This is a genomic window from Pseudomonas sp. WHRI 8519 (assembly GCF_040224055.2).
Lineage (GTDB): Bacteria > Pseudomonadota > Gammaproteobacteria > Pseudomonadales > Pseudomonadaceae > Aquipseudomonas > Aquipseudomonas putida_X.
Window position 1 is genome coordinate 4,165,375 of the sequence record NZ_CP167996.1, and the last position, 26,856, is coordinate 4,192,230.

At 61.6% G+C, this 26,856-nt stretch carries 21 protein-coding genes; 7 read left to right on the forward strand and 14 right to left on the reverse strand.

Annotated features, from left to right (window positions below; genetic code table 11):
- Window positions 1-243: 243 nt before the first annotated feature.
- The 5 genes from ABRP30_RS19120 (at window position 244) to fabB (ending at window position 7,158) form a co-directional block, all read left to right on the forward strand.
- Window positions 244-2,391, forward strand: a complete 2,148-nt coding sequence (locus tag ABRP30_RS19120; RefSeq protein WP_267817409.1) for a TonB-dependent siderophore receptor — start codon at window positions 244-246, stop codon at window positions 2,389-2,391.
- The gene (locus ABRP30_RS19125; protein ID WP_349976318.1) at window positions 2,391-3,281 is read left to right on the forward strand and encodes an ABC transporter substrate-binding protein; all 891 of its coding nucleotides are present in this window, start codon (window positions 2,391-2,393) and stop codon (window positions 3,279-3,281) included. Before ABRP30_RS19120 ends, ABRP30_RS19125 begins: the two co-directional genes overlap by 1 nt.
- Entirely contained in the window at window positions 3,278-5,209 is a 1,932-nt protein-coding gene (locus tag ABRP30_RS19130; RefSeq protein ID WP_349976317.1) for an ATP-binding protein, read from the forward strand. Before ABRP30_RS19125 ends, ABRP30_RS19130 begins: the two co-directional genes overlap by 4 nt.
- Window positions 5,210-5,410: 201 nt before the next feature.
- The gene (gene fabA, locus ABRP30_RS19135; RefSeq protein WP_241807037.1) at window positions 5,411-5,926 is read left to right on the forward strand and encodes a 3-hydroxyacyl-[acyl-carrier-protein] dehydratase FabA; all 516 of its coding nucleotides are present in this window, start codon (window positions 5,411-5,413) and stop codon (window positions 5,924-5,926) included.
- An 11-nt stretch (window positions 5,927-5,937) separates the two neighbouring features.
- On the forward strand, window positions 5,938-7,158 hold the full coding sequence (gene fabB / locus ABRP30_RS19140; RefSeq protein ID WP_012315335.1) for a beta-ketoacyl-ACP synthase I: 1,221 nt from the start codon (window positions 5,938-5,940) through the stop codon (window positions 7,156-7,158).
- A 90-nt stretch (window positions 7,159-7,248) separates the two neighbouring features.
- Here the strand turns inward: fabB and ABRP30_RS19145 are convergent, their stop codons facing one another.
- On the reverse strand, window positions 7,249-8,253 hold the full coding sequence (locus tag ABRP30_RS19145; protein ID WP_349976316.1) for an amidohydrolase family protein: 1,005 nt from the start codon (window positions 8,251-8,253) through the stop codon (window positions 7,249-7,251).
- A 115-nt stretch (window positions 8,254-8,368) separates the two neighbouring features.
- Here ABRP30_RS19145 and ABRP30_RS19150 point away from each other — a divergent pair, with 115 nt between their 5' ends.
- On the forward strand, window positions 8,369-9,232 hold the full coding sequence (locus ABRP30_RS19150) for a pirin family protein (protein WP_349976315.1): 864 nt from the start codon (window positions 8,369-8,371) through the stop codon (window positions 9,230-9,232).
- Between the two features lie 173 nt (window positions 9,233-9,405).
- Here ABRP30_RS19150 and ABRP30_RS19155 read toward each other — a convergent pair whose 3' ends face one another.
- The 4 genes from ABRP30_RS19155 to ABRP30_RS19170 form a co-directional block, all read right to left on the reverse strand.
- Window positions 9,406-10,131, reverse strand: coding sequence for a dienelactone hydrolase family protein (locus tag ABRP30_RS19155; RefSeq protein ID WP_241807041.1), 726 nt, complete (start codon window positions 10,129-10,131; stop codon window positions 9,406-9,408).
- A gap of 64 nt (window positions 10,132-10,195) precedes the next feature.
- Entirely contained in the window at window positions 10,196-12,100 is a 1,905-nt protein-coding gene (gene htpG / locus ABRP30_RS19160; protein ID WP_349976314.1) for a molecular chaperone HtpG, read from the reverse strand.
- 69 nt (window positions 12,101-12,169) lie between these two features.
- Window positions 12,170-12,652 (reverse strand): PaaI family thioesterase, encoded by a 483-nt coding sequence (locus tag ABRP30_RS19165; RefSeq protein ID WP_267817423.1) that lies wholly within the window; start codon window positions 12,650-12,652, stop codon window positions 12,170-12,172.
- Complete coding sequence (locus ABRP30_RS19170) at window positions 12,649-13,125, reverse strand: PaaI family thioesterase (protein WP_349976313.1); 477 nt, start codon at window positions 13,123-13,125, stop codon at window positions 12,649-12,651. The genes ABRP30_RS19165 and ABRP30_RS19170 overlap by 4 nt, the downstream gene beginning before the upstream one ends.
- Window positions 13,126-13,295: 170 nt before the next feature.
- Here ABRP30_RS19170 and ABRP30_RS19175 point away from each other — a divergent pair, with 170 nt between their 5' ends.
- Window positions 13,296-13,565: a hypothetical protein gene (locus ABRP30_RS19175; RefSeq protein ID WP_012315342.1), complete on the forward strand. Its 270-nt coding sequence runs from the start codon at window positions 13,296-13,298 to the stop codon at window positions 13,563-13,565.
- A 67-nt stretch (window positions 13,566-13,632) separates the two neighbouring features.
- Here the strand turns inward: ABRP30_RS19175 and ABRP30_RS19180 are convergent, their stop codons facing one another.
- The 9 genes from ABRP30_RS19180 to sdhA form a co-directional block, all read right to left on the reverse strand.
- The gene (locus tag ABRP30_RS19180) at window positions 13,633-14,382 is read right to left on the reverse strand and encodes a DUF599 family protein (RefSeq protein ID WP_349976312.1); all 750 of its coding nucleotides are present in this window, start codon (window positions 14,380-14,382) and stop codon (window positions 13,633-13,635) included.
- 177 nt (window positions 14,383-14,559) lie between these two features.
- Entirely contained in the window at window positions 14,560-15,873 is a 1,314-nt protein-coding gene (gene brnQ / locus ABRP30_RS19185) for a branched-chain amino acid transport system II carrier protein (RefSeq protein WP_267817429.1), read from the reverse strand.
- Between the two features lie 392 nt (window positions 15,874-16,265).
- Window positions 16,266-17,150: a succinate--CoA ligase subunit alpha gene (gene sucD, locus ABRP30_RS19190; protein WP_016393102.1), complete on the reverse strand. Its 885-nt coding sequence runs from the start codon at window positions 17,148-17,150 to the stop codon at window positions 16,266-16,268.
- Window positions 17,150-18,316, reverse strand: a complete 1,167-nt coding sequence (sucC, locus tag ABRP30_RS19195) for an ADP-forming succinate--CoA ligase subunit beta (RefSeq protein ID WP_011534748.1) — start codon at window positions 18,314-18,316, stop codon at window positions 17,150-17,152. The genes sucD and sucC overlap by 1 nt, the downstream gene beginning before the upstream one ends.
- A 172-nt stretch (window positions 18,317-18,488) precedes the next feature.
- On the reverse strand, window positions 18,489-19,925 hold the full coding sequence (gene lpdA / locus ABRP30_RS19200; protein ID WP_241807047.1) for a dihydrolipoyl dehydrogenase: 1,437 nt from the start codon (window positions 19,923-19,925) through the stop codon (window positions 18,489-18,491).
- 96 nt (window positions 19,926-20,021) lie between these two features.
- Window positions 20,022-21,245 carry a 2-oxoglutarate dehydrogenase complex dihydrolipoyllysine-residue succinyltransferase gene (gene odhB, locus ABRP30_RS19205; protein ID WP_267817433.1) on the reverse strand — a complete coding sequence of 408 codons (1,224 nt, stop codon included), beginning with the start codon at window positions 21,243-21,245 and terminating at the stop codon, window positions 20,022-20,024.
- A 42-nt stretch (window positions 21,246-21,287) separates the two neighbouring features.
- The gene (locus tag ABRP30_RS19210) at window positions 21,288-24,119 is read right to left on the reverse strand and encodes a 2-oxoglutarate dehydrogenase E1 component (protein WP_267817435.1); all 2,832 of its coding nucleotides are present in this window, start codon (window positions 24,117-24,119) and stop codon (window positions 21,288-21,290) included.
- 246 nt (window positions 24,120-24,365) lie between these two features.
- Complete coding sequence (locus tag ABRP30_RS19215) at window positions 24,366-25,070, reverse strand: succinate dehydrogenase iron-sulfur subunit (RefSeq protein ID WP_012315348.1); 705 nt, start codon at window positions 25,068-25,070, stop codon at window positions 24,366-24,368.
- 11 nt (window positions 25,071-25,081) lie between these two features.
- Complete coding sequence (sdhA, locus tag ABRP30_RS19220; protein ID WP_241807050.1) at window positions 25,082-26,854, reverse strand: succinate dehydrogenase flavoprotein subunit; 1,773 nt, start codon at window positions 26,852-26,854, stop codon at window positions 25,082-25,084.
- Between the last annotated feature and the right edge of the window lie 2 nt (window positions 26,855-26,856).

The window sequence follows — 26,856 nt, forward strand, 5'->3', positions numbered from 1 at the left end:
GGCGACGGGGCCCATTATACGACCAAGCCAGGGATTGCGAGCTACAAGCTGCAAGCTGCAAGCTGCAAGCTTCAAGCTTCAAGCTTCAAGCTTCAAGCTTCAAGCTTCAAGCCATAAGAAACCCTTGTGGCCAGTGAGGTCGCTGTTTCTTGCAGCTTGCAGCTTGCAGCTCGTAGCTTGCAGCTTGCAGCTCGCAGCCCGCAGCCCACCGTTTGGCTGGCAAAAGCTCCATGGTCAGTTACCATGCCTGTTTCAACTCTGATACAAGGCCGTATCGTGTTCCCTGGCACGCCTCCCTACCCTCGCCTGTTGCTGCTCACAGCATTGCTCGGCAGCCCGGCCGTGGCCGACGACCTGTTCATCGACAACGCCGACCTGCCACAGGTTCTGACCGCCACGCGGCTGAAACAGTCCCCGGCCGCCGTGCCGGGCAGCATGACCGTGCTCGACAGCGAACTGATCCGAGCCAGCGGCGCCCGCGACATTCCCGAACTGCTGCGCCTGGTGCCGGGGATGATGATCGGCTACGGCGCCGGCAACCAGCCGACCGTCAACTACCACGGCACCAACGTCAACGAAGCCCGACGCATGCAGGTGCTCATCGACGGCCGCTCGGTGTACCGCGCCGGCCTGGCCACGGTGGACTGGAGCGACATCCCGGTGGCGCTGGAGGACATCGAACGCATCGAGGTGTTCCGCGGCCCCAACACCGTCAGCTACGGCGCCAACGCCCTGATGGCGGTGGTCAACATTCTCACCCGCAATCCTGCCGACAGCCACGGCACGCGCATGAAACTGACCCGCGGCCAGGATGGCATCGATGACTACTACCTCAGCCACGGCTTCGGCTGGGACGGCGGTGACCTGCGCCTGTCGGTGTCGGGCCAGAAAGATGACGGCTTCGATGAAAACCAGTTCGGCCAGGATTACCGCGACAGCCGCCGCCTGAACCGCTTCAACCTCAGCGTCAGCCACAACCTCGCGATAAACCAGACCCTGGAGTGGCAACTGGCAGCCAAAGAAGGCAGCAACCAGCGGCCCTATACCTACCAGCCCGTATTCCCCTTCGTCACCGAAAGCGGCAACAATGCCGACGTCAATGCCAAGGACTACGCAGGCTCCGTGCGCTGGAACATCGACTTCAACCCTGACCACAGCCTGTACGTGCAGGGCTCGGCTCAGCACTTCGACCGCCAGCAGGTCTGGCGCGCCTGCGACGCAGCGCTGTCGTTCAGCCCGGAACTGACCCGGCTGTGGCAGCTCAACCCGAATTTCGCCGAGCAGGTCGCCCGCGGCGCGAACAACCCGCCCAACAGCAGCAACCCCGAAGAGCAGGCGCTGGTCGATGCCATCAAGGACCAGTGGAACAACCAGGGCGGCAGCAACGTGGTGTGCGGCGATGTCGACCAGAGCACCCGGGAAACCCGCTACGACCTGGAAATCCAGGACACCCTGAGCCTGACCGAAAACCTGCGCCTGCTCAGCGGCATGAACTACCGTTATGACCGCGCCGACTCGCAGACGTATTTCGACGGCGGCCTGGACGATCAGACCTGGCGCCTCTTTGGCCAGTTGGAGTGGCGCGCGGACGAGCATTGGATCGTGCAGGGCGGCGCGATGTTCGAAGATTCGCAACTGTCCGGCAGCTCGTTGTCACCGCGCATGGCGGTCAACTACCTGATCACCCCGCGCCACGGCTTGCGTGCGGTGTACTCCGAGGCAGTGCGCTCCCCGGACATGTTCGAGAACAACGTCAACTGGAGCTACACGGTCACGAACCTGACCCCTACTGCGTTCGGCCAGCAGAACGGCGAGTATTTCGTCAAGACCCGCGGGCCGGGCGACCTCGACCAGGAACGCATGCGCTCACGTGAGCTGGGCTACAACGGCCAGTTCACCGATATCGACCTGAACATGGATGTGAAGCTGTTCTACGACGAGATCACCGGAATGATCAGCGAGCCACTGCGCAACAACCAGTACATCGCCAGTAACGCCAACAAGGCCCGATTCAGCGGCAGCGAGGCACAGCTGGACTGGCGACCCACCCGGCGCGACCGCCTGCGGCTCACTTATGCCTATGTCGATGCCTGGGCCAGCAACCCCGCCGACAGCGCCAACACTGCCCGCAACAGTGGCTCGGCGGGGTGGATGCGCGAATGGGGTGATGGCTGGTCCAGTGCGCTGTTCTACTACGGGGACGATGCACTCAACCAGTACCGCTACGAGCGCCTCGACCTGCGTCTGGCCAAACGCTTTCGTATCCAGGGCAGCACCCTCGAACTGGCCGCGTTATGGCAGCAGCGCCTGGACGACGAACCGACCACCACCGTGCAGAACCGCTATGACAGCCGTCACCGCCTGAGCGTCAGCGCGGAGCTGGAGTTCTGATGGCCCGCCTGCTGCGCCTGCTGGTGTTCTGCCTTTGGCCAATGGGTTCGCTGTCCGCCAGCGAAATCCTGTTGGTCGGTGGCGAGGAACAGCCCGGCATCCGTAGCTTCGTCGCAGCGCTCGAAAGCCGCCGCAACCACGATCAGGTAAGGTTTCAGACCGTCGACCAACTGCCTAGCCCAGGCAAGCTTCAGGCCGACCTGCGCCTGGTGCTGCTTGACAGCGCCGCACTGGAGTGGCGCCTGGCCGAGAGCAAAGGCCCGCCGGCCTTGGCCATGCGCATCAGCCGCGTAGAGGCCGAGCAGCGCCTGGGAAAGTCACGACCGGCGTACTTGACCCTGCTGTGGAGTGATCCGCCCCTGGCCCGCCAGTTGCGCCTGGCCCGCTACCTGTTGCCGCAAGCCCAACGCATCGGCGTGCTGTACGCAGAACACAGCCATTTTCTGCTTGACGAACTGCGCCAGGCGGCCCGGCCTCTGGGGCTGGAAATCGTCGCCCAACAATGGCCGGACCAGCGCGACAGCCGGCCGCTGCTGAATCTGTTGGGCAACAGCGACGTGCTGCTGGGCCTGGAAGACCCCGACCTCTACAACTCCAAGACCGCCAAGAACCTGCTGCTCAGCAGCTATGGCCGGCAGATGGCGTTGATCGGCCCGAACGCCGGTTTTGTCCGCGCCGGTGCTCTGGCCAGTACCTACAGCGACCAGGAAGACTGGCTGGCGGTGCTCGACCGGCTGCTCGACCGCCCGCCAGCGCAATGGCCGCGCAGCCAGTACCCCGACCGCTTCGGGGTCAGTGGCAACCAGCAGGTGGCTCGCGCCCTGGGCCTGGAACCGATCGATCCAAACGCCACTGCCAAGGTTTTGGCCGAAGGAGAACCCACCCCATGAGCAAACGCCTGAGCTGGGATATCCACACCCGCACCCAGATCATCAGCCTGGGCCCTGCGCTGCTGCTGACGTTGCTGCTGATCAGCTTCTTCACCTTCGTGCGTATTCAGGACCTGCGTCAGGAGCTCAACCATACCGGCCAACTGATCGCCAACCAATTGGCCCCGGCATCCGAATATGGGGTAATTTCAGGCAACAACGAAGTGCTCGAGGGGTTGATGCGCGCCACCCTGAGCATTCCGCATGTGCGCTTCCTGGAAGTGCAGGACAGCCGCAACCATATCCTCGTCTACGTCGAGCAGGCCGACGAAAGCACCAACCGGGCGCAGCGGGTAGAGGTATTCCAGGCTCCGATCCGCCTTCAACAGATCCGCCTGGACAGTGACTTCCTGCAGCAGGGCAAGGCGCCATCGCCGGCGATCGGGGACGATTATCTGGGGAGGGTGATCGTCGGCATGTCGGACGACGCCTTCAGCCAGCGCCAACAGGAGATCGTCATCAAGGCCGGCATCCTGGCACTGTTCGCCCTGCTGTTCACCTTCCTGCTGGCACGCCGCCTGGCCATGAGCCTCGCAAAGCCGATCAGCGACATGGGCCATGCGGTCAAGGCCATCCAGCAAGGTGACTACAACACCCCGCTGCCAGTGGTCGACGACAGCGAACTGGGGCACCTGGCGCGCCACATCAACAACCTGGCCAGCGCCCTGGAACAGGCCAGCGCCGAACAGAAGCAAGCCATTGCCCAGTTGATCCAGGCCCGCGAGGAGGCCGAGCAGGCCAACGGCGCCAAGTCGGAATTCCTGGCGATGATGAGCCACGAGTTGCGTACCCCCATGAATGGCGTGCTGGGCATGCTGCAACTGCTCGAAACCACCCAGCTGACCAGCGAGCAGGCCGAGTACACCGCTGTGGCCAGCGAGTCCACCGGGCACTTGCTCAAGGTGATCAACGACATTCTCGATTTCTCCCGGATCGAACGCACCACCCTGCAACTGGAGCATATCGACTTCAACCTCGGCGAGCTGATCGCCAGCAGCGTGCAGTCCTTCCAGCACAGCGCACAGCAACGGGGCCTGGACCTGCAACTGCAATTACCGCCCCAGAGCCAGCAGCTGCAGGTGGTCGGCGACCCCACACGCATCCGCCAGATCCTCCTCAACCTGGTCGGCAATGCCTTGAAGTTCACTGAACGGGGCCAGGTGCAGGTCGAGGCTCGTTGGCAGGCGCTCGATCGTCAGACGCTCTGGTTCACCTGCAGCGTGCGCGACACCGGCATCGGCATCGACAGCGAACGCCTGGAAATGATGTTCGTCGCCTTCCAGCAGGCCGACAGCTCGATTTCACGGCGCTATGGCGGTACCGGCCTGGGGCTGTCCATCGCTCGTACCCTCGCTGAACGCATGGGCGGCACGCTGCGCGGGGAAAGCCACGAAGGGCTGGGCTCGACCTTCACCCTGGAAATGCCGCTTACCCTGGCCAGCCCTGCTGCTGTGGCATTGCCCGGCGCGCTGGCGGCTCACACACCGCTCGCCCAAGGCGAACGGATCCTGCTGGTGGAGGACAATCCGGTCAATCAGAGCGTGATCGAAGCCATGTTGCGCAGCCTGGGCCTGGAAGTCAGCGTGGCCCAGGACGGCATCCAGGCCGTGGAAAAGGTCAGCCAGCAGCACTTTGCGGCCATCCTGATGGACTGCCGCCTGCCACAGCTCGATGGTTATGAAGCCACCCGACGCATACGCCTGCTGCCCAACGGCGGCCAGCTGCCGATCATCGCCCTGACCGCCAACGCCCTGCAGGGTGACCGGGAACGCTGCATGGCCGCCGGCATGGACGATTACCTGAGCAAACCGTTGCGTCGCACTGACCTGCAGCAGGTGTTGCAACGCTGGCTGCCTGGCCGGACAGTCGCGACTGGCGATAAATGCTAAAGTGCGGCAGTCTTAAGGACTGGACAGGACCGTCATCGGCCCTGAAAATAGACGTTTCAGTGCACACCTGTACTTCTTTCGCCAGGTGCGCTGTGACTTTCACTACAACGCAATAGTCTACCTGTAGGCTGCCGCCCGGACTGATGCCGGGTTGGCCGGGAAGATTCATCCCCTGCCACAGGGGGTTATTGAGGAGCTCGCATGACCAAACAACACGCCTTTACTCGGGAAGACCTGCTGCGCTGCAGTCGCGGTGAGCTGTTCGGCCCAGGTAATGCGCAACTGCCCGCGCCGAACATGCTGATGGTCGATCGCATCACCCATATCAGCGAAGAAGGCGGCAAGTACGGCAAAGGTGAATTGGTCGCCGAGCTGGATATCACCCCGGACCTGTGGTTCTTCGCCTGCCATTTCGAAGGCGACCCGGTAATGCCTGGCTGCCTGGGCCTGGATGCCATGTGGCAGCTGGTTGGTTTCTTCCTGGGCTGGCAGGGCCTGCCCGGCCGTGGCCGCGCCCTGGGTTCGGGTGAAGTGAAATTCTTTGGCCAGGTGTTGCCCACCGCCAAGAAAGTCACCTACAACATTCACATCAAGCGCGTCCTGAAGGGCAAGCTGAACATGGCCATCGCCGATGGCTCGGTCAGCGTTGACGGCCGCGAGATCTACACAGCCGACGCTCTGCGGGTCGGCGTGTTCACCTCCACTGACAATTTCTAAGGGTTATTCGCATGCGCCGCGTCGTTATAACTGGTCTGGGCATCGTATCGTGCCTGGGCAATGACAAAGCTACCGTCACCGAAAACCTGCGCAACAGCCGTCCGGGTATCCGTTACAACCCGGAATACAAGGAACAGGGGCTGCGTAGCCAGGTTTCCGGCTCCATCGACCTCAACCTCGAAGAACTGATCGACCGCAAGGTCTACCGCTTCGTCGGCCACGCTGCGGCGTACGCCTACCTGGCGATGCAGGACGCAATCAAGGACGCCGGCCTGACCGAAGAGCAGGTTTCCAACCCGCGTACCGGCCTGGTGGCTGGCTCCGGCGGCGCCTCGACCCTGAACCAGATGGAAGCGCTGGACACCCTGCGCGAGAAAGGCGTCAAGCGTGTCGGCCCCTACCGCGTCACCCGCACCATGGGCAGCACCGTCTCGGCGTGCCTGGCCACCCCGTTCAAGATCAAGGGCCTGAACTACTCGATCTCGTCGGCCTGCGCCACCTCGGCACACTGCATCGGCACCGCCCTGGAGCAGATCCAGTGGGGCAAGCAGGACATCGTCTTCGCCGGTGGCGGTGAAGAAGAGCACTGGAGCCAGTCGTTCCTGTTCGATGCCATGGGTGCCTTGTCGACCAAGCGCAACGATACGCCAGAACTGGCTTCGCGCGCTTACGATGCCGACCGTGATGGCTTCGTCATCGCTGGCGGCGGCGGTATGGTCGTGGTCGAGGAACTGGAACACGCCCTCGCCCGTGGCGCCAAGATCTACGCCGAAATCGTCGGCTACGGCGCGACCTCCGACGGCTACGACATGGTTGCCCCAAGCGGCGAAGGTGCCATTCGCTGCATGCAGCAGGCACTGGCCACGGTCGACACCCCGATCGACTACCTGAACACCCACGGCACCTCGACGCCGGTCGGCGACGTTGCCGAAATCAAAGGCGTTCGCGCCGTGTTCGGCGACAAGGCGCCCAAGATCAGCTCGACCAAGAGCCTGTCGGGCCACTCGCTGGGTGCTGCTGGCGTGCATGAGGCGATCTACTGCCTGCTGATGATGGAGAACAACTTCATCGCCGGTTCCGCCAACATCGACGAACTGGATCCGGAAGTCGCTGACCTGCCGATCCTGCGCAAAACCGAAGAAAACGCCAAGATCGACACGGTCATGAGCAACAGCTTCGGCTTTGGCGGCACCAACGCCACCCTCGTGCTCAAGCGCTGGACTGGCAAGTGATGCTTTGACGCTGTAAATGAAAACGCCCCGACTGGTTCGGGGCGTTTTCTTTTGTGTATGCCTGTGCCGCGCAGCGCTGCGGGCAGAGCGTCAGCGAGCCTTGGGCAAGACCGCCAGGAAGTTGTCCCGCGCCACCTGCTGCGCCACCTTCTGCGGCAAAGCATCCAGAAACGGCTCGAAGCCGTGCATCTGCTCCCCCACGCTGCCAAACTTGCCCACCACATCAGACCCAAGCATGAAGCGCTCAGGGAAGCGCTCGACCAGCGCCAGCCACGCCTTGCGCGGCACACCCTTGTCATCGAGCAGGTACGGCTTGAGCACAGTCCAGGACAAGTCGATATACAGGTTGGGGTAGTCCTCGAGCAGGCGCGTCAGCACCGGCAATAAAAAATCCATCTGCGTCTGATGCCGATGAATCTCCATGCTCGTGCCCGCGTGCGCCCAGATGAACCGAGTATGCGGATGATTACGCAACGGTTCTTCGATCTCGGCCAGGTAAAGCGGGTTGCGCTCACGCTTTGAGGTGATGTTCGAATGCAGCAGCACCGGCATGTCGCGTTCGGCTGCCAGGTGATAGATACGCGTCATGGCCTCGTTGTTGGCGCGGGGCGTGTCCCCGCTGGTGAGCGCAGTGAGGTCGTCGTGCCGGGTGAAGACTTCACCTATGCCCTGCCAGAGCCCAGGGTAGAGATCGAGCATGCGCTCGATATGGCTGACCGCATTCTTGTCTACCGGATTGAAACCGGTCAGGAAAGGGTGAAAGCGCTTGCGCTGCTCTGCCGGCAGCTTCTGCAGCGCCGCCGCCACGTAGGTGTCGGTTGCGCTGTACCAGTAGGCATCGGCGTCGTCACCGGCGTAGTAGCGCGGCCGCTTGGGCTCATCCTCGTGCCATTTCTTGGCCACCGGAATACCGGAAATCATCGAGTGATCGACACCGGCTTCATCCATGGCCTTGATCAGTGCAGACATGCCTTCAGTCTCCTGAAAGAAGTCCACATAGTGCAGGTGGGCGTCACTGTAGCGATAATCACGTGCCTGTGCCGCCTGGCACCACGTTACGCACAACAACAGGCAGGCCAGCACTCTGGCAATCATGGGGCAGCATCCTTCTCTGGGTATGAGCAGAATAGACCTGACGGGCTAGCCAGCGGTTCAGCCGTGCACGGCAAACCGCTATGCTGGTGCTATTTCCCACCGCCTGGAGCACAGCATGAGCAGCCCATTGGTCATTCGCCCGCGCGCCGAATCGGTCGAGGGCCAGCCGATCCTGCGCCCACTGCCGTCGGCGCAGTGCCGCAGCGTCGGCCCGTTCGTGTTCTTCGACCACATGCTCGAAACTGATTATGCGCCGGGCCATGGCATGGATATCCGCCAACACCCACATATCGGCCTGTCGACCCTGACCTACCTGTTCGAAGGCGCAATCCTGCACAAAGACAGCCTGGGCACCGAGCAGCGCGTTCTGCCTGGCGATGTCAGCTGGATGACTGCCGGCAGCGGTGTGGCGCATGTCGAGCGCACGCCTGCCGACGCCCTGGCCCACGGCTCACGCCTGCACGGGCTGCAGGTGTGGCTGGCATCGCCGCGTGAGCTGGAACAAAGCCCGCCGAGCTACAGCCATCACCCCGCCGCCAGCCTGCCCGTGAGCGATAGCCTTGGGGTACGCATTTGTATGATTGCCGGCAGCGGTTTTTGCCTGGAATCACCGGTGCCCGTGCTCTCCCCCACCCTTTATGCGCACGTACAGATGCAGCCGGCAACCACGCTGCTGATACCGCCTGACCACGTGCAGCGGGCGCTGTACCTGCTCGATGGCGAGTTGGTGCTGGGCGATGAGGATGTGGAGCCTTGCAGCCTGGTGGTGCTGCCGGAGGGCGAGGATGTGACGCTGTATGCGCAGGGCGAGTGCCAGCTGGTGCTGATTGGCGGGGAGCCGCTGGACGGGCCGCGGCGGATGAACTGGAATTTCGTGGCCAGTGACCCGGAACTGATCGAGCAGGCCAGAGCCCGCTGGGCTGCGGGAGATTGGCCGCAGGTACCCGGGGAAACCTCAAGGATCGAGTTGCCCCGGTAATGTTGGGGCTGCTCTGCAGCCCATCGCCGGCAAGCCACACACATGGACTTGCGCCGGCGTTTAGAAATTGGGCAAGACGGTTGCTTGCGCAGGTAAAGCGCAGGCCTGAAGAACGGCGCGGTCGGGGTGGGAGCCGGCTTGCCGGCAATGGGGCGCGAAGCGCCCCCGCTATGTCAGCGCTGGAACACTTCTGTCAGCAGGTTGTGCATCGAGCGGAAGGCCCGCTCCGAAGTGCGACGGTCATACTGCATCTTGCCCGGTACATTGGCACCCGGGTCAGTGAACGAGTGCACCGCGCCACCGTAGCTCAACAGCTGCCAATCCACCTTGGCCGCGTTCATCTCTTCCTCGAACGCCGGCAACTGCTCCTTCGGCACCAGCGGGTCGGAGGCACCGTGCAGCACCAGTACCGAGCCCTGGATACGTTTGGCATCTTCCGGGTTGGGGGTATCCAGCGTGCCGTGGAATGACACAGCAGCCCTCAGGTCAGCGCCATCGCGGGCCAACTCCAGGGCACAGCAGCCGCCGAAGCAGAAGCCGAACGTGGCCACCTTGCCGGGGGTCAGCAGTGCCTTGGATTGGGCCAGCAGCTGCGACAGTGCTTCGCGCATGCGCTTGCGTAGCTCAGCACGGTCATCCTTCAATGGCGTCATGGCCGCGCCCGCCTCTTCAGCATTGGCAGGGCGTACCGATTGCCCATACAAGTCGGCAATCAGCACCACGTAGCCCTTCTCGGCCACTTCCTTGGCAATGCGCTCGGCACCTTCGCCAATACCCATCCAGTTCGGCGCCATTACAAGCCCCGGGCGCCCCAGCGCACCGGGCTCATACACCAGGCGGCTTTCATACGTCTTGCCGGACAGGTGATAAACCAGCGATTCGACGATTACCTTGCTCATCAAGCACTCCTTGGGCATTCACCATTAAAAAAGCCCGCCGAAGCGGGCTTATCGATGCATCAACTCAAGCAGACAGCTCGACCAACAGCTTGTTCAGGCGACGAACGTAAGCCGCCGGGTCCTTCAAGCTGTCACCGGCCGCCAGCGCCGCCTGATCGAACAGGATGTGCGACAGCTCGGCAAAGCGGTCTTCGCTCTGCTCGTTGTCCAGCTTTTCGATCAGCGGATGAGTCGGGTTGAATTCGAAGATCGGCTTGGAGTCCGGCACCTTCTGCCCGCTGGCTTCGAGGATCTGGCGCATCTGCAGGCCCAGGTCCTGCTCACCGATGGCCAGGATTGCCGGCGAATCGGTCAGGCGGTGCGACACACGCACTTCGGCAACGCTCTCACCCAGCGCAGATTTCAAGCGCTCGACCAGGCCTTCTTTTTCCTTGGCGACTTCTTCCTGGGCCTTCTTGTCCTCTTCGGAGTCCAGCTTGCCCAGGTCCAGGTCGCCACGCGCGACATCGACGAAGGCCTTGCCGTCGAACTCGTTGAGGTAGCTCATCAGCCACTCGTCGATGCGATCGGTCAGCAGCAGCACCTCGATGCCCTTCTTACGGAAGACTTCCAGGTGTGGGCTGTTCTTGACCTGCGCGTACGACTCGCCGGTGAGGTAGTAGACCTTGTCCTGACCTTCCTTGGCGCGTGCCAGGTAGTCGGCCAGGGAGACGCTCTGCTCGCCGCCCTCGTCATGGGTAGAGGCGAAGCGCAGCAAACCGGCGATCTTCTCTTTGTTGGCGAAGTCTTCGGCCGGGCCTTCCTTGAGTACCTGGCCAAAGTTCTTCCAGAAGCCCTTGTACTGCTCGGGTTCGTTCTTCGCCAGCTTCTCCAGCATGTCCAGCACGCGCTTGGTCAGCGCGGTTTTCATCGAATCGATGATCGGATCCTTCTGCAGGATCTCGCGGGAGACGTTCAGAGACAGGTCATTGGAGTCGACCACACCCTTGATGAAGCGCAGGTACAGCGGCAGGAACGACTCGGCCTGGTCCATGATGAACACGCGCTGCACATACAGCTTCAGGCCGCGGGGCGCTTCACGCTGGTACAGATCGAACGGCGCGCGGGCCGGCACGTACAACAGCGAGTTGTATTCGAGCTTGCCTTCGACCTTGTTGTGGCTCCAGGCCAGCGGGTTTTCGAAGTCATGGCCGATGTGCTTGTAGAACTCCTGGTATTCCTCGTCCTTGATTTCGGTACGCGGGCGGGTCCACAGGGCACTGGCGCGGTTGACGGTTTCCCACTCTTCGGCCGGCTGCTCTTCACCTTCGGCGGCTGCCTGTTCCTTGGGCAGCTGGATCGGCAGGGCAATGTGATCGGAGTACTTCTTGATCACGTTACGCAGGCGCCAGCCATCGGCGAATTCCTGCTCGTCCTTCTTCAGGTGCAGGACGATACGGGTGCCGCGCTGTGGTTTTTCGACGGTGGAAACTTCGAAGTCACCCTCGCCTTTGGACGACCAGTGCACACCCTCGGCAGCCGGCTGGCCAGCGCGACGGCTGAACACGTCGACCTTGTCGGCGACGATGAAGGCAGAATAGAAGCCCACACCGAACTGGCCGATCAGGTGCGAATCCTTCTTCTGGTCACCGGTGAGGTTCTTCATGAAGTCGGCCGTGCCAGACTTGGCGATGGTGCCCAGGTGGGTGATCACGTCTTCGCGGCTCATGCCGATGCCGTTGTCCTCGAGGGTCACGGTACCGGCGTCCTTGTCGAAACTCAGGCGAATTTTCAGGTCGGCATCGTTTTCGAACAGTTCTGGCTTGGCCAGAGCTTCGAAGCGCAGCTTGTCGGCGGCGTCGGAGGCGTTGGAAATCAGCTCACGCAGGAAGATTTCCTTGTTCGAGTACAGCGAGTGAATCATGAGGTGCAGCAGCTGCTTCACCTCGGTCTGGAAGCCCAGGGTTTCCTTTTGTGTTTCCACACTCATGGTCTTCAAAACTCCGATCTGATGGCAGTGGGCGCCTGCAGCCGAGTCGGCATGCATTAACGGCGGATGTCATGCAGATGGGGGCAGCCCCGACGATTTCAAGGGCTTTTCCGGCTCAATCTTGAAATGCGCGCGGGCAGTGGCGATCGGGGCTTGTCGATCGCCCTGCCAGGCCGTGATCGCCACATTGGTCACCCGCCGACCTTGGCGCCACAACTGGCACTGCGCATAGGTGTCGCGAAAATGCCCGGCGCGCAGGTAGTCGATGGAGAAATCGATGATCTTGGGAATGCTGGCGCTCTCGCTGTAGATCAGCAGATACAAGGCGGCAGAAAGCTCCATGAAGCCAGCGATCACACCCCCATGGATGGCCGGCAGCAGAGGGTTGCCGATGTTGTCCGGGTTGGCCGGCAGGCGGAACAGCAAATCATCGCCCTGGCGCTCGCAGGTGATGCCGATCAGGCCGGCATAAGGTATCAACGCCAGCAATGGCTGGTAATCGCCCACCGCATGGGCCGCGTTGAGCTGGCGACGTACGTCTTGGGGAATCATGCCCTGCCCTCCTTCAGCGCCTTGCCGAAGCGGATGCCACCTTTTATCTCCTGCCCCAGGCGCATGAAGGTGCCGACAACCTGGCATATCGGCTGGGCGGGGTCGTCCTGATAGGCCATGCCTCGGGTGAAGATCACGTCCCGGGTGACCCGATAGCACTGGGCATGACCATAGATGGGCTTGCCCGCCTCTGCCGGATGCATGTAGTCGATGCGAAGGTCCAGGGTTGGACATACCTCAAAGCTTGGCAGCACGCAAAGCGTGGCCATCCCGCAGGTGGTGTCCATCAGCGTGGTCAGGGCGCCGCCATGCACTGCGCCGGTCTGCGGGTTACCGACGATGGCCGGTGACCAGGGCAAGATCAGCGTCATGCCATCAGTGTCCGCCTGTTCCACACGCATCTGTAGCACTTGGCAATGTTTCAGTGCCGATAAAAAACGCTCGGCCATGGCTATCAAGCTTGAATCGGTCATCGGTACACCCCACTCCAGTTCACGGCCGCCGGCGCAAGCTACATCTGCATAAGTGTGATAAAAAGTCTATGCGCAATGCGGTGTTATATATCTGTAAACGATACGGAACTATTGCCGCACGGCCGAACTCGAAGGAACAAGTCACTTATTCCACCAAGGAGAAACACCCAATGCGTAAACCATTTGCTTTTGCTCTGATGCTGGCTGCTGCCATGGGCCTGGCTGCTTGCGATAAAGCGAGCGAAGACAAAGCCCAAGATGCGCAGGAACATGCCGAGCAAGCCCAGGAAAAAATGGGCGAAGCTCAGGATAAAATGAACGACGCCGCCGAGGAAAACGCCGAAGCTGCCAAAGATCAGGCTGAAGCCGAGCAGAAGGCTGCTGAAGAGGCCGCGCCGGCCACTCCGGCTACTGCACCCGCTGAGCCTGCCAAGCAGTAATAGCGACGCACAAAAAAACCCGACAATGTCGGGTTTTTTTATGCCTGTCGGCTATGGATTAAACGTTTCAGGTGTTTGTGCTGACGCCTTCCTTGCTGATCTCGGTAGGCGCACTTTCCGTCGGCGTGAAAACCATCACTTCCAGCACATCGGAGTGGAACTCCCGGCGATAAAGGATCAATACCACCCCGACACTCACGACCATGAACAACCAGGGGCTGATGAACCAAGTGAGCATGGCCATGCCGAAGTAATAAGCGCGCAAGCCAAAGTTGAACTGGTTGGCCGCCAGCGACAACACCCTCGCCGCCCGCGAAGCGAAAGCCTTGCGCTCAAGCTCACTGACCAGTCGCTCGCCTATCATGGGCGCAGACCCCACCAGCACTGCGGCAAAGTTGTATTGGCGCATGCACCAGCTGAACGTGAAGAACGCATAGACGAACACCATCGCCAGGCAAAGCAGCTTGATTTCCGACATGCCCTGCGAGGCCTGTTGCACGAGAGGCAGGTCGGCCAGCAGCGACAGGGCGCGGTCAGTGGCCCCCAGAACGGTCAGGATACCGGCCAGAATGATCAGGGTACTGGAGGCGAAGAACGACGCGTTGCGCTCCAGATTGCCGATGACACTGGCATCGGCGATGCGGTTGTCGCGCAGCAGCATGCGGCGCATCCAGTCTTCCCGGTACAGATGCAGGACACTGGCCAGGCAGGCGGTGTCGCGGCCCTTCCAGATGGCATAGCGGGTATAGCCGCCCCAGCAAAGCGCGAACCAGCACAGGGCCAACACGTTGTGAAGATTGCTTTGGATGAAATTCATGCAGTTTTCCCGAAGGCCAGGGCACAAGGATAGCAACCGCTGTTCGACGCCTGCGAGCACGCAAAGACACATCCACGCAATAAAAAACCCCGCATCCTCAGGGATGCGGGGTTCGGTGTACAGCCAGCGCGGGCACCCTACGGCTTGTGGCCGGTGCCAACGGCAGGCGTCAACCTGTCAGGCCAGCGCTTCACGCGGCTTGCCAAGCATGCGGTCGCACGCCACGGCAGCAACCAGTGTCACCACCGACGGCACGAGCCAGGCCAGGCCCTGATCGCTCAGCGGCAGGTGCGCCATGAAGTCCGGCAACACGTGGGCAATGCTGCTGCCCTTGATCGCGTCAACCATGCCGAACAACAGCGACACCAGCATGACTGGCGCGAGGATGCGCGTAGGCGAATTCCACAGGTCATTGACGAAGCTCAGCCCCACCACCACGATGCACGGCGGGTAGATGGCGGTCAGCACCGGGATCGAGAACATGATCAGCTTGGTCAGGCCCAGGTTGGAGATCAGCAGCGAGAAGCCCGCCAGGATCACCACCAGCGCACGGTACGACAGCGGCAGGATCTGGCTGAAGTACTCGGCGCATGCGCAGGTCAGGCCTACTGCAGTCACCAGGCAGGCCAGCGCGATCAGCACCGCCAGGAAGCCGCTGCCCAGCGAACCGAAGGTGTGCTGTACGTAGGCGTGCAATACCGCTGCACCGTTGGTGGCGCCAGCCGCGATATCATGGCTGCTGGCCCCCAGACGGAACAGGCTGATGTACACCAGCGCCAGGCCTACACCGGCAATCAGGCCGGCGATGATGGCATAGCGGGTGATCAGCTTCGGCGATTCGACGCCCCGCGAACGGATGGCATTGACGATCACGATGCCGAAGACCAGCGCACCCAAGGTGTCCATGGTCAGGTAGCCATCGGAGAAGCCTTTGGAGAAGGCCGCGGCTGCATAGGCGGGCTGCGCTTCACCAATGGTGCCAGCCGGCAGCGCGAACGCAGCGATGCCAAGGACCGCCAGGGCGATGATCTTCAGTGGCGCGAGGAAACGGCCCACGGTATCGAGCAACTTGCCCGGGTACATGGACACCGCCAGTACCACGATGAAGTACACCAGGCTGTAGATGAACAACGCCAGCGGGCTTTCGCCGGTGAGCGGTGCAACCCCCACTTCGAACGACACGGTCGCCGTGCGCGGGGTGGCGAACAGCGGGCCGACCGACAGGTAGCACACCGCCGCCAACAAGCCACCGAAGAACTTGCCGATCGGGCTGCTGAGTGCATCCATGCCACCACCGACCTTGGCCAGTGCGACCACGGTGATGACCGGCAGACCCACCGCCGTTACCAGAAAGCCCAGGGCGGCCATCCAGACATGCGGCCCGGACTGCAGGCCAACGATGGGGGGGAAGATGATATTGCCAGCGCCCACAAAAAGGGCAAACGTCATAAAGCCAAGCGCCAGGATATCCTGGCCTTTTAAAACTTTCATTTAGGGTAGTACCACACTGCTGAAATCGGGATTCGAGAAGGGATTTCCCCATGGGTGAGGGAAATGCTGCCCGGCTTGATGGGCCAGACCCGTTTAGCGTGTCGTTCCCTTTTGGGGTACGGGCACAGAGTGAACGCGTAGATTAACCGTTTTACCCGGCAAACGCACTGGCACAGTGCTGCCTGTCCGATGTGCGTACATGTTTGTCGTCTGGTTGACCGTGTTCAACGACAATTTATTGCTGATTCGAGCGAATGTCTGGTTGAAAAACCTGATGAGCTCGGTCGAATTTTCCGAACCTTTGGGTCGCGTTAACCGATCACAAAAACGACAAAGGCCACCCGAAGGTAGCCTTTGTGCGCGTGGGGGGTACTACGTAAAGCGGGTGCTACTTACTTCTTGGCTTCCCAGCCAGTCAGCTCGGCCAGGGCCTTGCCGATGTCAGCCAGGGAACGCACGGTCTTCACACCAGCGTCCTGCAGGGCGGCGAACTTCTCGTCCGCAGTACCCTTGCCGCCGGAAATGATGGCGCCAGCGTGGCCCATACGCTTGCCCGCAGGTGCAGTAACACCAGCGATGTAGGAAACGACAGGCTTGGTGACATTGGCCTTGATGTAGGCCGCGGCCTCTTCTTCAGCCGAACCGCCGATCTCACCGATCATGACGATCGCTTCGGTCTTCGGGTCTTCCTGGAACAGCTTCAGGATGTCGATGAAGTTCGAGCCTGGGATCGGGTCGCCGCCGATACCCACGCAGGTCGACTGGCCGAAACCGGCGTCGGTGGTCTGCTTGACCGCTTCGTAGGTCAGGGTGCCGGAACGCGACACGATACCGACCTTGCCTGGCAGGTGGATGTGGCCTGGCATGATGCCGATCTTGCACTCGCCCGGGGTGATGACACCTGGGCAGTTAGGGCCGATCAGGGTAACGCCCAGCTCGTCGCACTTGACCTTGGCATCGAGCATGTCCAGGGTAGGAATGCCTTCGGTGATGCAGACGATCAGCTTGATACCGCCGAAAGCTGCTTCCAGGATCGAGTCCTTGCAGAACGGAGCCGGAACGTAGATCACCGAAGCGTCAGCGCCGGTAGCTTCCACGGCTTCCTTGACGGTGTTGAACACCGGCAGGCCCAGGTGGGTGGTGCCACCCTTGCCCGGGGTAACGCCGCCGACCATCTTGGTGCCATAGGCGATGGCTTGTTCGGAGTGGAAAGTACCCTGCGAGCCGGTGAAGCCCTGGCAGATGACTTTGGTGTCTTTATTGATCAGGACGCTCATTACTTGCCCTCCGCAGCTTTGACAACTTGTTGAGCAGCGTCGGTCAGGCTGGTTGCCGCAATGATGTTCAAACCGCTTTCTGCCAGTACTTTTGCGCCCAGTTCGGCGTTGTTGCCTTCAAGGCGAACGACGACCGGAACCTTAACGCCAACTTCTTTCACTGCACCGATGATGCCTTCGGCAATCATGTCGCAGCGAACGATGCCGCCGAAGATGTTGACCAGAACGGCCGCGACATTGCTGTCGGACAGAATGATCTTGAACGCTTCGGTAACGCGCTCTTTGGTAGCACCGCCACCAACGTCGAGGAAGTTGGCTGGCTTGCCGCCGTGCAGGTTGACGATGTCCATCGTACCCATGGCCAGGCCGGCACCGTTGACCATGCAGCCGATGTTGCCTTCCAGGGCAACGTAGTTCAGTTCGAACTTGGCAGCGTGGGCTTCACGGGCGTCGTCCTGCGACGGGTCGTGGAAGGTCTTCAGCTTAGGCTGACGGTACATGGCGTTGGCGTCGATGTTGATCTTGGCATCGAGGCAGTGCAGGTCGCCATCGGCCTTGATCACCAGCGGGTTCACTTCCAGCAGGGCCAGATCGTGATCCTTGAACAGCTTGGCCAGGCCAACGAAGATCTTGGCGAACTGTTGAACCTGCTTGCCTTCCAGGCCCAGCTGGAATGCCAGTTCACGCCCCTGGAACGGCTGAGCGCCGACCAGCGGGTCGATGGTAGCCTTGAGGATCTTCTCAGGCGTTTCGTGAGCGACTTTCTCGATGTCCACGCCACCTTCGGTGGAGGCCATGAACACGATACGGCGGCTCGAACGATCCACTACAGCGCCCAGGTACAGCTCTTTGGCGATGTCAGTGCAGGATTCGACCAGAATCTTGGAGACGGGTTGACCGTTGGCATCGGTCTGGTAGGTAACCAGATTCTTGCCCAACCACTGTGCAGCGAACGCCTTGGCGTCTTCCTTGCTGCGAACCAGCTTGACGCCGCCCGCCTTACCGCGACCACCAGCGTGGACCTGGGCTTTGACAACCCACTCGGAACCGCCGATCTTGTCGCAGGCTTCTGCAGCTTGCTCAGGGGTATCGACCGCGAAACCCTTGGAAACTGGCAGGCCGTACTCAGCGAACAGCTGCTTACCCTGATACTCGTGAAGATTCATGCTTTTTACCGTCTTCGTTAGGTACTGCGCTTCGGCGCTGCGCCATTACTGGCGCCGCACCACCTGTGACCGTTGACCCCGGGTTTTCCCGTGTGATCCGGTCCGGCGGACGTTCCGCGGTGAGTCATGCACGCAAGACTCACGACGGGCAGCCCGCCGTGGTTTCTTATAATTAACGCTTCTTACGGTTGGCCACGTGAATGGCGCCGCCATTCACTGCCAGCGCTGCTTCATGCAACGCTTCGGACAGGGTTGGATGGCTGAAGACCATCATGCCCAGATCCTCGGCACTGGTGCCGAATTCCATTGCGATTGCGCCCTGCTGAACCAGTTCGGCAGCCGACGGGCCAATTACGTGTACACCCAGAACGCGGTCGGTCTTGGCATCAGCGATGACCTTGACGAAACCACCGGTGTCGTTGGCCGCCATCGCACGGCCGCTGGCCGCGAACGGGAAGGTGCCTACGTTAACCTCAACACCCTCGGCCTTCAAGGCTTGTTCGGTCTTGCCGACCCATGCGATTTCCGGGTGGGTGTAGATAACCGAAGGGATCAGGTCGTAGTTCATCTGGGCCTTGTGCCCCTTGATGCGCTCGACGACCATGATGCCCTCTTCCGAGGCCTTGTGCGCCAGCATCATGCCGCGCACCACGTCGCCGATGGCGTAGACGCCCGGCACGCTGGTCGCGCAGTGATCGTCAACGAAGATGTAGCCACGCTCGTCGATGTTGACACCGCTGTCGGAGGCCAGCAGGTCGGTGGTCACCGGGCGACGGCCAACCGCGACGATCAGCTTGTCGAAGGTGATCTTCTGCTCGCCATCGGCATTGGTGTAGGTCACTTCGACTTCGTCGCCGTTGACTTTCGAGCCGGTGACGCGAGCGCCCAGCTTGATGTCCAGGCCTTGCTTGGTCAGGGTCTTCTGGGCTTCTTTCGACACTGCGGTGTCGGCAGCCATCAGGAAGGTGTCCAGGGCTTCCAGGACGGTGACTTCAGCACCCAGGCGAGCCCATACCGAACCCAGCTCCAGGCCGATCACGCCAGCACCGATCACGCCCAGGCGCTTGGGAACCGACTGGAATTCCAGGGCGCCGGTGGAGTCGACGATGACGTTCTGGTCGACCGGAGCCGGCGGAATGTCGATCGGACGCGAGCCGGAGGCCAGGATCACGTTTTCGGCTTCGATGATTTCGGTGGTGCCATCCGCCTTGGTGACTTCGACTTTCTTGCCAGCCAGCAGTTTGCCGTGGCCCTGGATCGAAGTGACGCCGTTGGCCTTGAACAGGGTGGCAACGCCACCGGTCAGGTTCTTGACGATGCCAGCCTTGCGGCCAACCATCGCGGCGACGTCCATCTTCACTTCGCCAGTGGAGATACCGTGGACGTTGAAGCTCTCTTTGGCTTCCTTGTACTTCCAGGAGCTGTCGAGCAGCGCCTTGGAGGGGATGCAGCCTACGTTCAGGCAAGTGCCGCCCAGGGCCAGCTTGCCCTCGGCGTCGGTGTACTTCTCGATACAGGCAGTCTTCAGACCAAGTTGGGCAGCCTTGATGGCAGCCACATAGCCGCCAGGACCTGCACCAATCACCACTACATCGAATTTCTGGGTCATAAAAGATTCCTTTTTAGCTTCAAGCGGCAAGCTGCAAGCCGCAAGACCAGCAGGCTTCGGCTTGAAGCGTGCGGCTTGCAGCTTACAGCTGCGCGATTAGATGTCCAGCAGCAGGCGGGACGGATCTTCCAGCAGGTTCTTGATGGTGACCAGGAAGGTTACCGCTTCCTTGCCGTCGATCAGGCGGTGATCGTACGACAGCGCCAGGTACATCATCGGGCGGATAACCACTTGGCCGTTGATGGCCATCGGGCGCTGGATGATGTTGTGCATGCCGAGAATGGCGGCCTGCGGTGGGTTGACGATCGGGGTCGACATCATCGAGCCGAAGGTACCACCGTTGGTGATGGTGAAGGTGCCGCCGGTCATTTCTTCGATCGACAGTTTGCCGTCACGGGCTTTCTTGCCGAAGGTGGCGATGCCGTTCTCGATTTCAGCCAGGCTCATCGATTCGGCGTTGCGCAGTACCGGTACTACCAGGCCACGGTCGCTGGAGACGGCAACGCCGACGTCGGCGAAGCCGTGGTAGACGATGTCGTTGCCGTCGATCGAGGCATTGACCGCCGGGAAACGCTTCAGCGCTTCGGTGGCAGCCTTGACGAAGAACGACATGAAGCCCAGGCGCACGCCGTTATGGGTCTTCTCGAACAGGTCCTTGTACTTCGAACGCAGGGCCATGACTTCGGTCATGTCGACTTCGTTGAAGGTGGTCAGCATCGCCATGTTGGACTGGGCTTCGACCAGACGCTCGGCGATCTTGGCACGCAGGCGGGTCATCGGCACACGCTTCTCGGTGCGATCGCCAGCAGCGGTCACCACCGGGGCGGCAGCGGCAGGCTTGGCAGCAGGAGCAGCGGCAGGCGCGGACTTCTTGTTGGCAACTGCGGCAACCACGTCTTCCTTGGTGATGCGGCCACCCTTGCCGGTACCGGCAACGGTCGCCAGGTCGATGCCGTTCTCTTCAGCCAGCTTGCGCGCGGCTGGAGCGGCGACCGGGTCATCTTCGCCGGCGTCGGCGGCAGGGGCAGCGGCAGCCGGAGCAGCAGCGGCCGGAGCGGCTGCAGGTGCGGCGGCGGCAGCACCACCTTCCACGATCGAACCCAGCACTTCGTCGGACAGGACGGTATCGCCCTCGCCCTTGACGATGTCGCCCATCACGCCATCGGCGGTAGCCAGGACTTCCAGGACGACCTTGTCAGTCTCGATGTCGACGATCAGCTCGTCACGCTTGACGGCTTCGCCCGGCTTCTTGTGCCAGGTGGCAACGGTGCCATCGGCAACCGATTCCGGGAAGGTTGGGGCTTTGATCTCGATAGCCATTAGCAGTGTTTCCTTAAATTCGGTTTCAAGTGCGCGAAGGCGTTAGACAGTGAAGGCGTCTTGCAGCAGTTTTTCCTGCTGTTCGGCGTGCTTCGAAGCGTAACCACAAGCTGGCGCGGCGGAAGCGTCGCGGCCTGCGTATTCCAGGACCAGCGCCTTGTTGTGGCGGCCCAGGATACGGCGCATGTGGTGCTGGCTGCTGTACCAGGCGCCCTGGTTCATCGGCTCTTCCTGACACCAGACGGCATGCTTGAGGTTGGTGTACGGCGCCAGGATGTCGACCAGGTCGTCTTCCGGGAACGGGTACAGCTGCTCGATACGCACGATCGCGATGTCTTCGCGGCCTTCGGCACGGCGTTTTTCCAGCAGGTCGTAGTAGACCTTGCCACCACACAGCACCAGGCGTTCGACCTTGGCAGGATCCAGGGTGTCGATTTCCGGGATCACGGTCTGGAACGAACCTTCTGCAAGGTCCTCCAGGGTCGACACGGCCAGCTTGTGGCGCAGTAGCGACTTGGGCGTCAGCACGATCAGCGGCTTGCGCAGCGGACGGATGACCTGACGACGCAGCAGGTGGTAGATCTGTGCCGGAGTCGTCGGTACGCAGACCTGAATGTTGTGCTCGGCGCACAGCTGCAGGTAACGCTCCAGGCGCGCGGAGGAGTGCTCCGGGCCCTGCCCTTCATAACCGTGCGGCAGCAGCATGGTCAGACCGCACAGGCGGCCCCACTTGTGCTCACCGCTGGTGATGAACTGGTCGATCACCACCTGCGCACCGTTGGCGAAGTCGCCGAACTGGGCTTCCCAGATCACCAGCGCATTCGGCGTGGTGGTCGAGTAGCCGTATTCGAAGGCCAGTACCGCTTCTTCCGACAGGAAGGAGTCGTACAGGTCGAAGCGCGGCTGGCCCGGGAACAGGTTCTGCAGCGGCACGTAAGTGCTGGCGTCCTTCTGGTTGTGCAACACCGCGTGGCGGTGCGAGAAGGTGCCACGGCCGATGTCCTGGCCGGTCATGCGGATCGGGTGACCTTCGAACTGCAGGGTGGCGTACGCCATGGTCTCTGCATAACCCCAGTTGATCGGCAAGCCACCGGCCTGCATCTTCTGACGGTCTTCGTAGATCTTCGACACCTGACGCTGGACGACGAAGCCTTCCGGCAGCTCGAGCAGCTTGGCCGACAGGTCCTGCAGGGTCTTGAGGTCGAAACGGGTGTCGTGACGCGCAGTCCAGGCGTGGCCCAGATACGGACGCCAGTCGACGAACAGCTCGCGGTTCGGCTCCTTGACCAGGCTCTTGACCACGTGCAGGCCGTTGTCCAGCGCGTTGCGGTACTCGTCGATCTTGGCCTGGGCGCGCTCGGCATCGATGCGACCGGCCTGGATCAGCGCCTCGGCGTACAGCTCACGGGTGGTGCGCTGCTTGCTGATCTGCTGATACATCAGCGGCTGGGTACCGTTGGGCTCGTCGGCCTCGTTGTGGCCGCGACGGCGGTAGCAGACCAGGTCGATGACCACATCACGCTTGAACTGCATGCGGTAATCGATGGCCAGCTGGGTGACGAACAGCACCGCTTCCGGGTCATCGCCGTTCACGTGCAGGATCGGCGCCTGGATCATCTTGGCAACGTCGGTGGCGTACTCGGTGGAGCGCGCGTCCAGCGGGTTGCTGATGGTGAAACCAACCTGGTTGTTGATCACGATGTGCACAGTACCGCCGGTCTTGAAACCGCGGGTCTGCGACATCTGGAAGGTTTCCATGACCACGCCCTGACCTGCGAATGCAGCGTCACCGTGGATCGAGATCGGCAGCACCTTGTCGCCGGCGGTGTCGTTGCGGCGGTCCTGACGGGCGCGCACCGAACCTTCGACCACCGGAGAGACGATTTCCAGGTGGGACGGGTTGAACGCCATGGCCAGGTGAACTTCGCCACCGGTGGTCATCACGTTCGAGGAGAAGCCCTGGTGATACTTCACGTCACCGGAGCCCAGCTCGTTCATCTTCTTGCCTTCGAACTCGTCGAACAGCTCGCGCGGGTTCTTGCCGAAGGTGTTGACCAGCACGTTCAGACGACCACGGTGGGCCATGCCGATCACGACTTCCTTGGTGCCGTAGGAGCCGGAACGCTGGATCATTTCGTCCAGCATCGGGATCAGGCTTTCGCCACCCTCAAGGCCGAAGCGCTTGGTGCCCGGGTACTTGGTGCCCAGGTACTTTTCGAGGCCTTCACCGGCCGTCACGCGCTCGAGCAGGTGAGCCTGCACGTCGGCGGAGAAGTCCGGGCGGCCGCGCACGCTTTCCAGGCGCTGCTGGAACCAGCTGCGCTGCTCGGAATCGACGATATGGGTGAACTCGGCGCCAATGGTGCGACAATATGTCTTCTGGAGCGCCTCGATGATCTCGCGTAGGCTCGCCTCCTCTTTGCCGATGTACAGGTCGCCGGCACGGAAGGTCGTATCAAGATCGGCATTGGTCAAGCCGTAGTGATTGATCGACAGGTCTACGGGCGCAGGGCGCTGCCACAACCCCAAGGGGTCGAGCTTGGCAGCCTGATGGCCGCGCATACGATAGGCCTGGATCAGTCGCAGAACTTCAACCTGCTTCTTCTCGTGTTCACTGCTCACGCTCCCGGCAGATACCGGTTGGGCGCGGCGCTGGTTCTTTGCCAGCAGTACGAAATGGTCGCGGATTGTCGAGTGCGATACATCAGTAGCGGTGCTGCCGTCGGCGGGCAACTTCTGGAAGTAAGTGCGCCACTCTTCTGGCACAGCGTTAGGGTCGTGCAGGTAGAGCTCGTAGAGCTCTTCCACATATGCAGCGTTACCACCTGAAAGGTGGGCGCTTTCCCACATGCGCTGCATCACGCTTTCTTGCATGCTTGGTCACCCTCGGTTAGGGGACTGATCGGCGAGAGCCACAGCAAACCTGGAAAAGTCCGAACACAGCGACTGAACCACGCCACTTGGATCCTGCTGATTTTCCGGGTACCAGCCCGGAAAGCCCCTGCTGGTCTCATATCTTCATAGGTATCGAGCGCGGGCTTTGTGGGCCCTTGCTCAGGTTTTACCTCAGTGCGGGCTCACCACCCGCACCTCGGCTTACTGCAGTTACAACGCTTTGAATCAGGTGCCGCTTTGCAGCAGCATGTTACGTACGTGGCCGATTGCCTTGGTCGGGTTCAGACCCTTCGGGCAAACGTTGACGCAGTTCATGATCCCGCGGCAGCGGAAGACGCTGAACGGGTCATCCAGGGACGCCAGGCGCTCCTGGGTCTTGGTGTCACGGCTGTCGGCCAGGAAGCGATAGGCCTGCAGCAAGGCAGCGGGGCCCAGGAACTTGTCCGGGTTCCACCAGAAGGACGGGCAGGAAGTCGAGCAGCAAGCGCACAGGATGCACTCGTACAGCCCGTCCAGCTTGTCGCGATCTTCCGGCGACTGCAGACGCTCGATGGCCGGGGCCGGCGTGTCGTTCTGCAGGAACGGTTTCACCTTCTCGTACTGCTTGTAGAAGATGCTCATATCGACGACCAGGTCACGAATGACCGGAAGACCAGGCAACGGGCGCAGAACCAGCTTGTTACCCTTGACCACGCCGGACAGCGGCGTGATACAGGCCAGGCCGTTCTTGCCGTTCATGTTCATGCCATCGGAACCGCAAACGCCTTCACGGCAGGAGCGACGGTACGAGAAGCCCTCGTCCTTCTCCTTGATCAGCGCCAGCACGTCCAGCACCATCAGGTCCTTACCGCCGGTATCGACGTCGAACGACTCCATCTTGGGTGCCGAGTCGGTATCCGGGTTGTAGCGATAAACTTCGACTTTCAACATAGCAGTCACCCTCAATAAGTCCGGACTTTTGGTTCGAAGGCTGGAACAGTCTTCGGCGCAAAGTTGACGCCACGCTTGGCCACGCGCTTCTCACCCGGGTAGTACAGGGTGTGGCACAGCCAGTTTTCGTCGTCACGGTCTTCGAAGTCTTCACGGGCGTGAGCGCCGCGGGACTCTTTACGGGCTTCGGCCGCGATGGCGGTAGCTTCGGCGACTTCCAACAGGTTCTGCAGCTCCAGCGCTTCGATACGCGCGGTGTTGAAGGCCTGGGACTTGTCGTTGATCTTGACGTTGGCGATACGCTCACGCAGGCCGGCCAGCTGCTCGATACCCTTGAGCATGTATTCACCGGTACGGAACACACCGAAGTAGTTCTGCATGCAGCTCTGCAGCTCGCGCTTGAGGCTGGCAACGTCTTCGCCAGTGGAGCGCTCGTTGAGCTTGTTCAGGCGGTTCAGCGCAACATCGATGTCGGTGTCGCTGGCGTCGAGGTGCTCGATGCCGTCGCTCAGCGCCTTCTCCAGGTGCAGGCCGGCAGCACGGCCGAACACCACCAGGTCGAGCAGCGAGTTGCCGCCCAGGCGGTTGGCACCGTGAACCGATACGCACGCCACTTCACCTACGGCGAACAGGCCAGGAATGATGTGATCCTTGCCTTCTTCGTCCATGGTGATGGCCTGGCCATGAATGTTGGTGGCAACGCCACCCATCATGTAATGGCAGGTTGGAACGACCGGCACCGGCGCGACGACAGGGTCGACGTGGGCGAAGGTCTTGGACAGTTCGCAGATACCTGGCAGGCGGCTGTGCAGCACTTCCTCGCCCAGGTGATCCAGCTTCAGCAGTACGTGGTCCTTGTTCGGGCCCACGCCGTTGCCGGCGATGATCTCTTTGACCATGGAACGAGCCACCACGTCGCGGCCGGCCAGGTCTTTCGCGTTCGGCGCGTAACGCTCCATGAAGCGCTCGCCGTGGGCGTTGATCAGGTAGCCACCCTCACCGCGGCAACCCTCGGTGACCAGTACGCCAGCGCCGGCGATGCCGGTCGGGTGGAACTGCCACATCTCGATGTCCTGCACCGGCACACCGGCACGCAGGGCCATGCCGATACCGTCGCCGGTATTGATCAGGGCGTTGGTGGTGGAGGCGTAGATACGACCCGCACCGCCAGTGGCCAGCACAGTGGCCTTGGACTTGATGTACATGGTTTCGCCGGTTTCGATGCAGATCGCGATCACACCGACGAAGGCGCCTTCCTGGTTTTTCACCAGATCAACGGCGTAGTACTCGTTGAGGAAGGTGGTCCCGGCTTTCAGGTTGCCCTGGTACAGGGTGTGCAGCAGCGCGTGACCGGTACGGTCGGAGGCTGCGCAAGTACGAGCAGCCTGGCCGCCCTTGCCGAAGTCCTTGGACTGGCCACCGAACGGACGCTGGTAGATACGGCCGGTTTCGGTACGCGAGAACGGCAGGCCCATGTGGTCCAGCTCGAAGACCGCAGCCGGGCCTTCCTGACACATGTATTCGATAGCGTCCTGGTCACCGATGTAGTCGGAACCCTTGACGGTATCGTACATGTGCCAGCGCCAGTCGTCGTTCGGGTCGGCCGAAGCGATGGCGCAGGTGATGCCGCCCTGGGCGGATACAGTGTGCGAACGGGTCGGGAAGACCTTGGTGACCACGGCAGTCTTGTGACCGCCCTGGGCCAGCTGCAGCGCTGCGCGCATGCCGGCGCCGCCGCCACCGATGATGATGGCGTCGAAGGAAATGGTTGGAATGCTAGCCATGG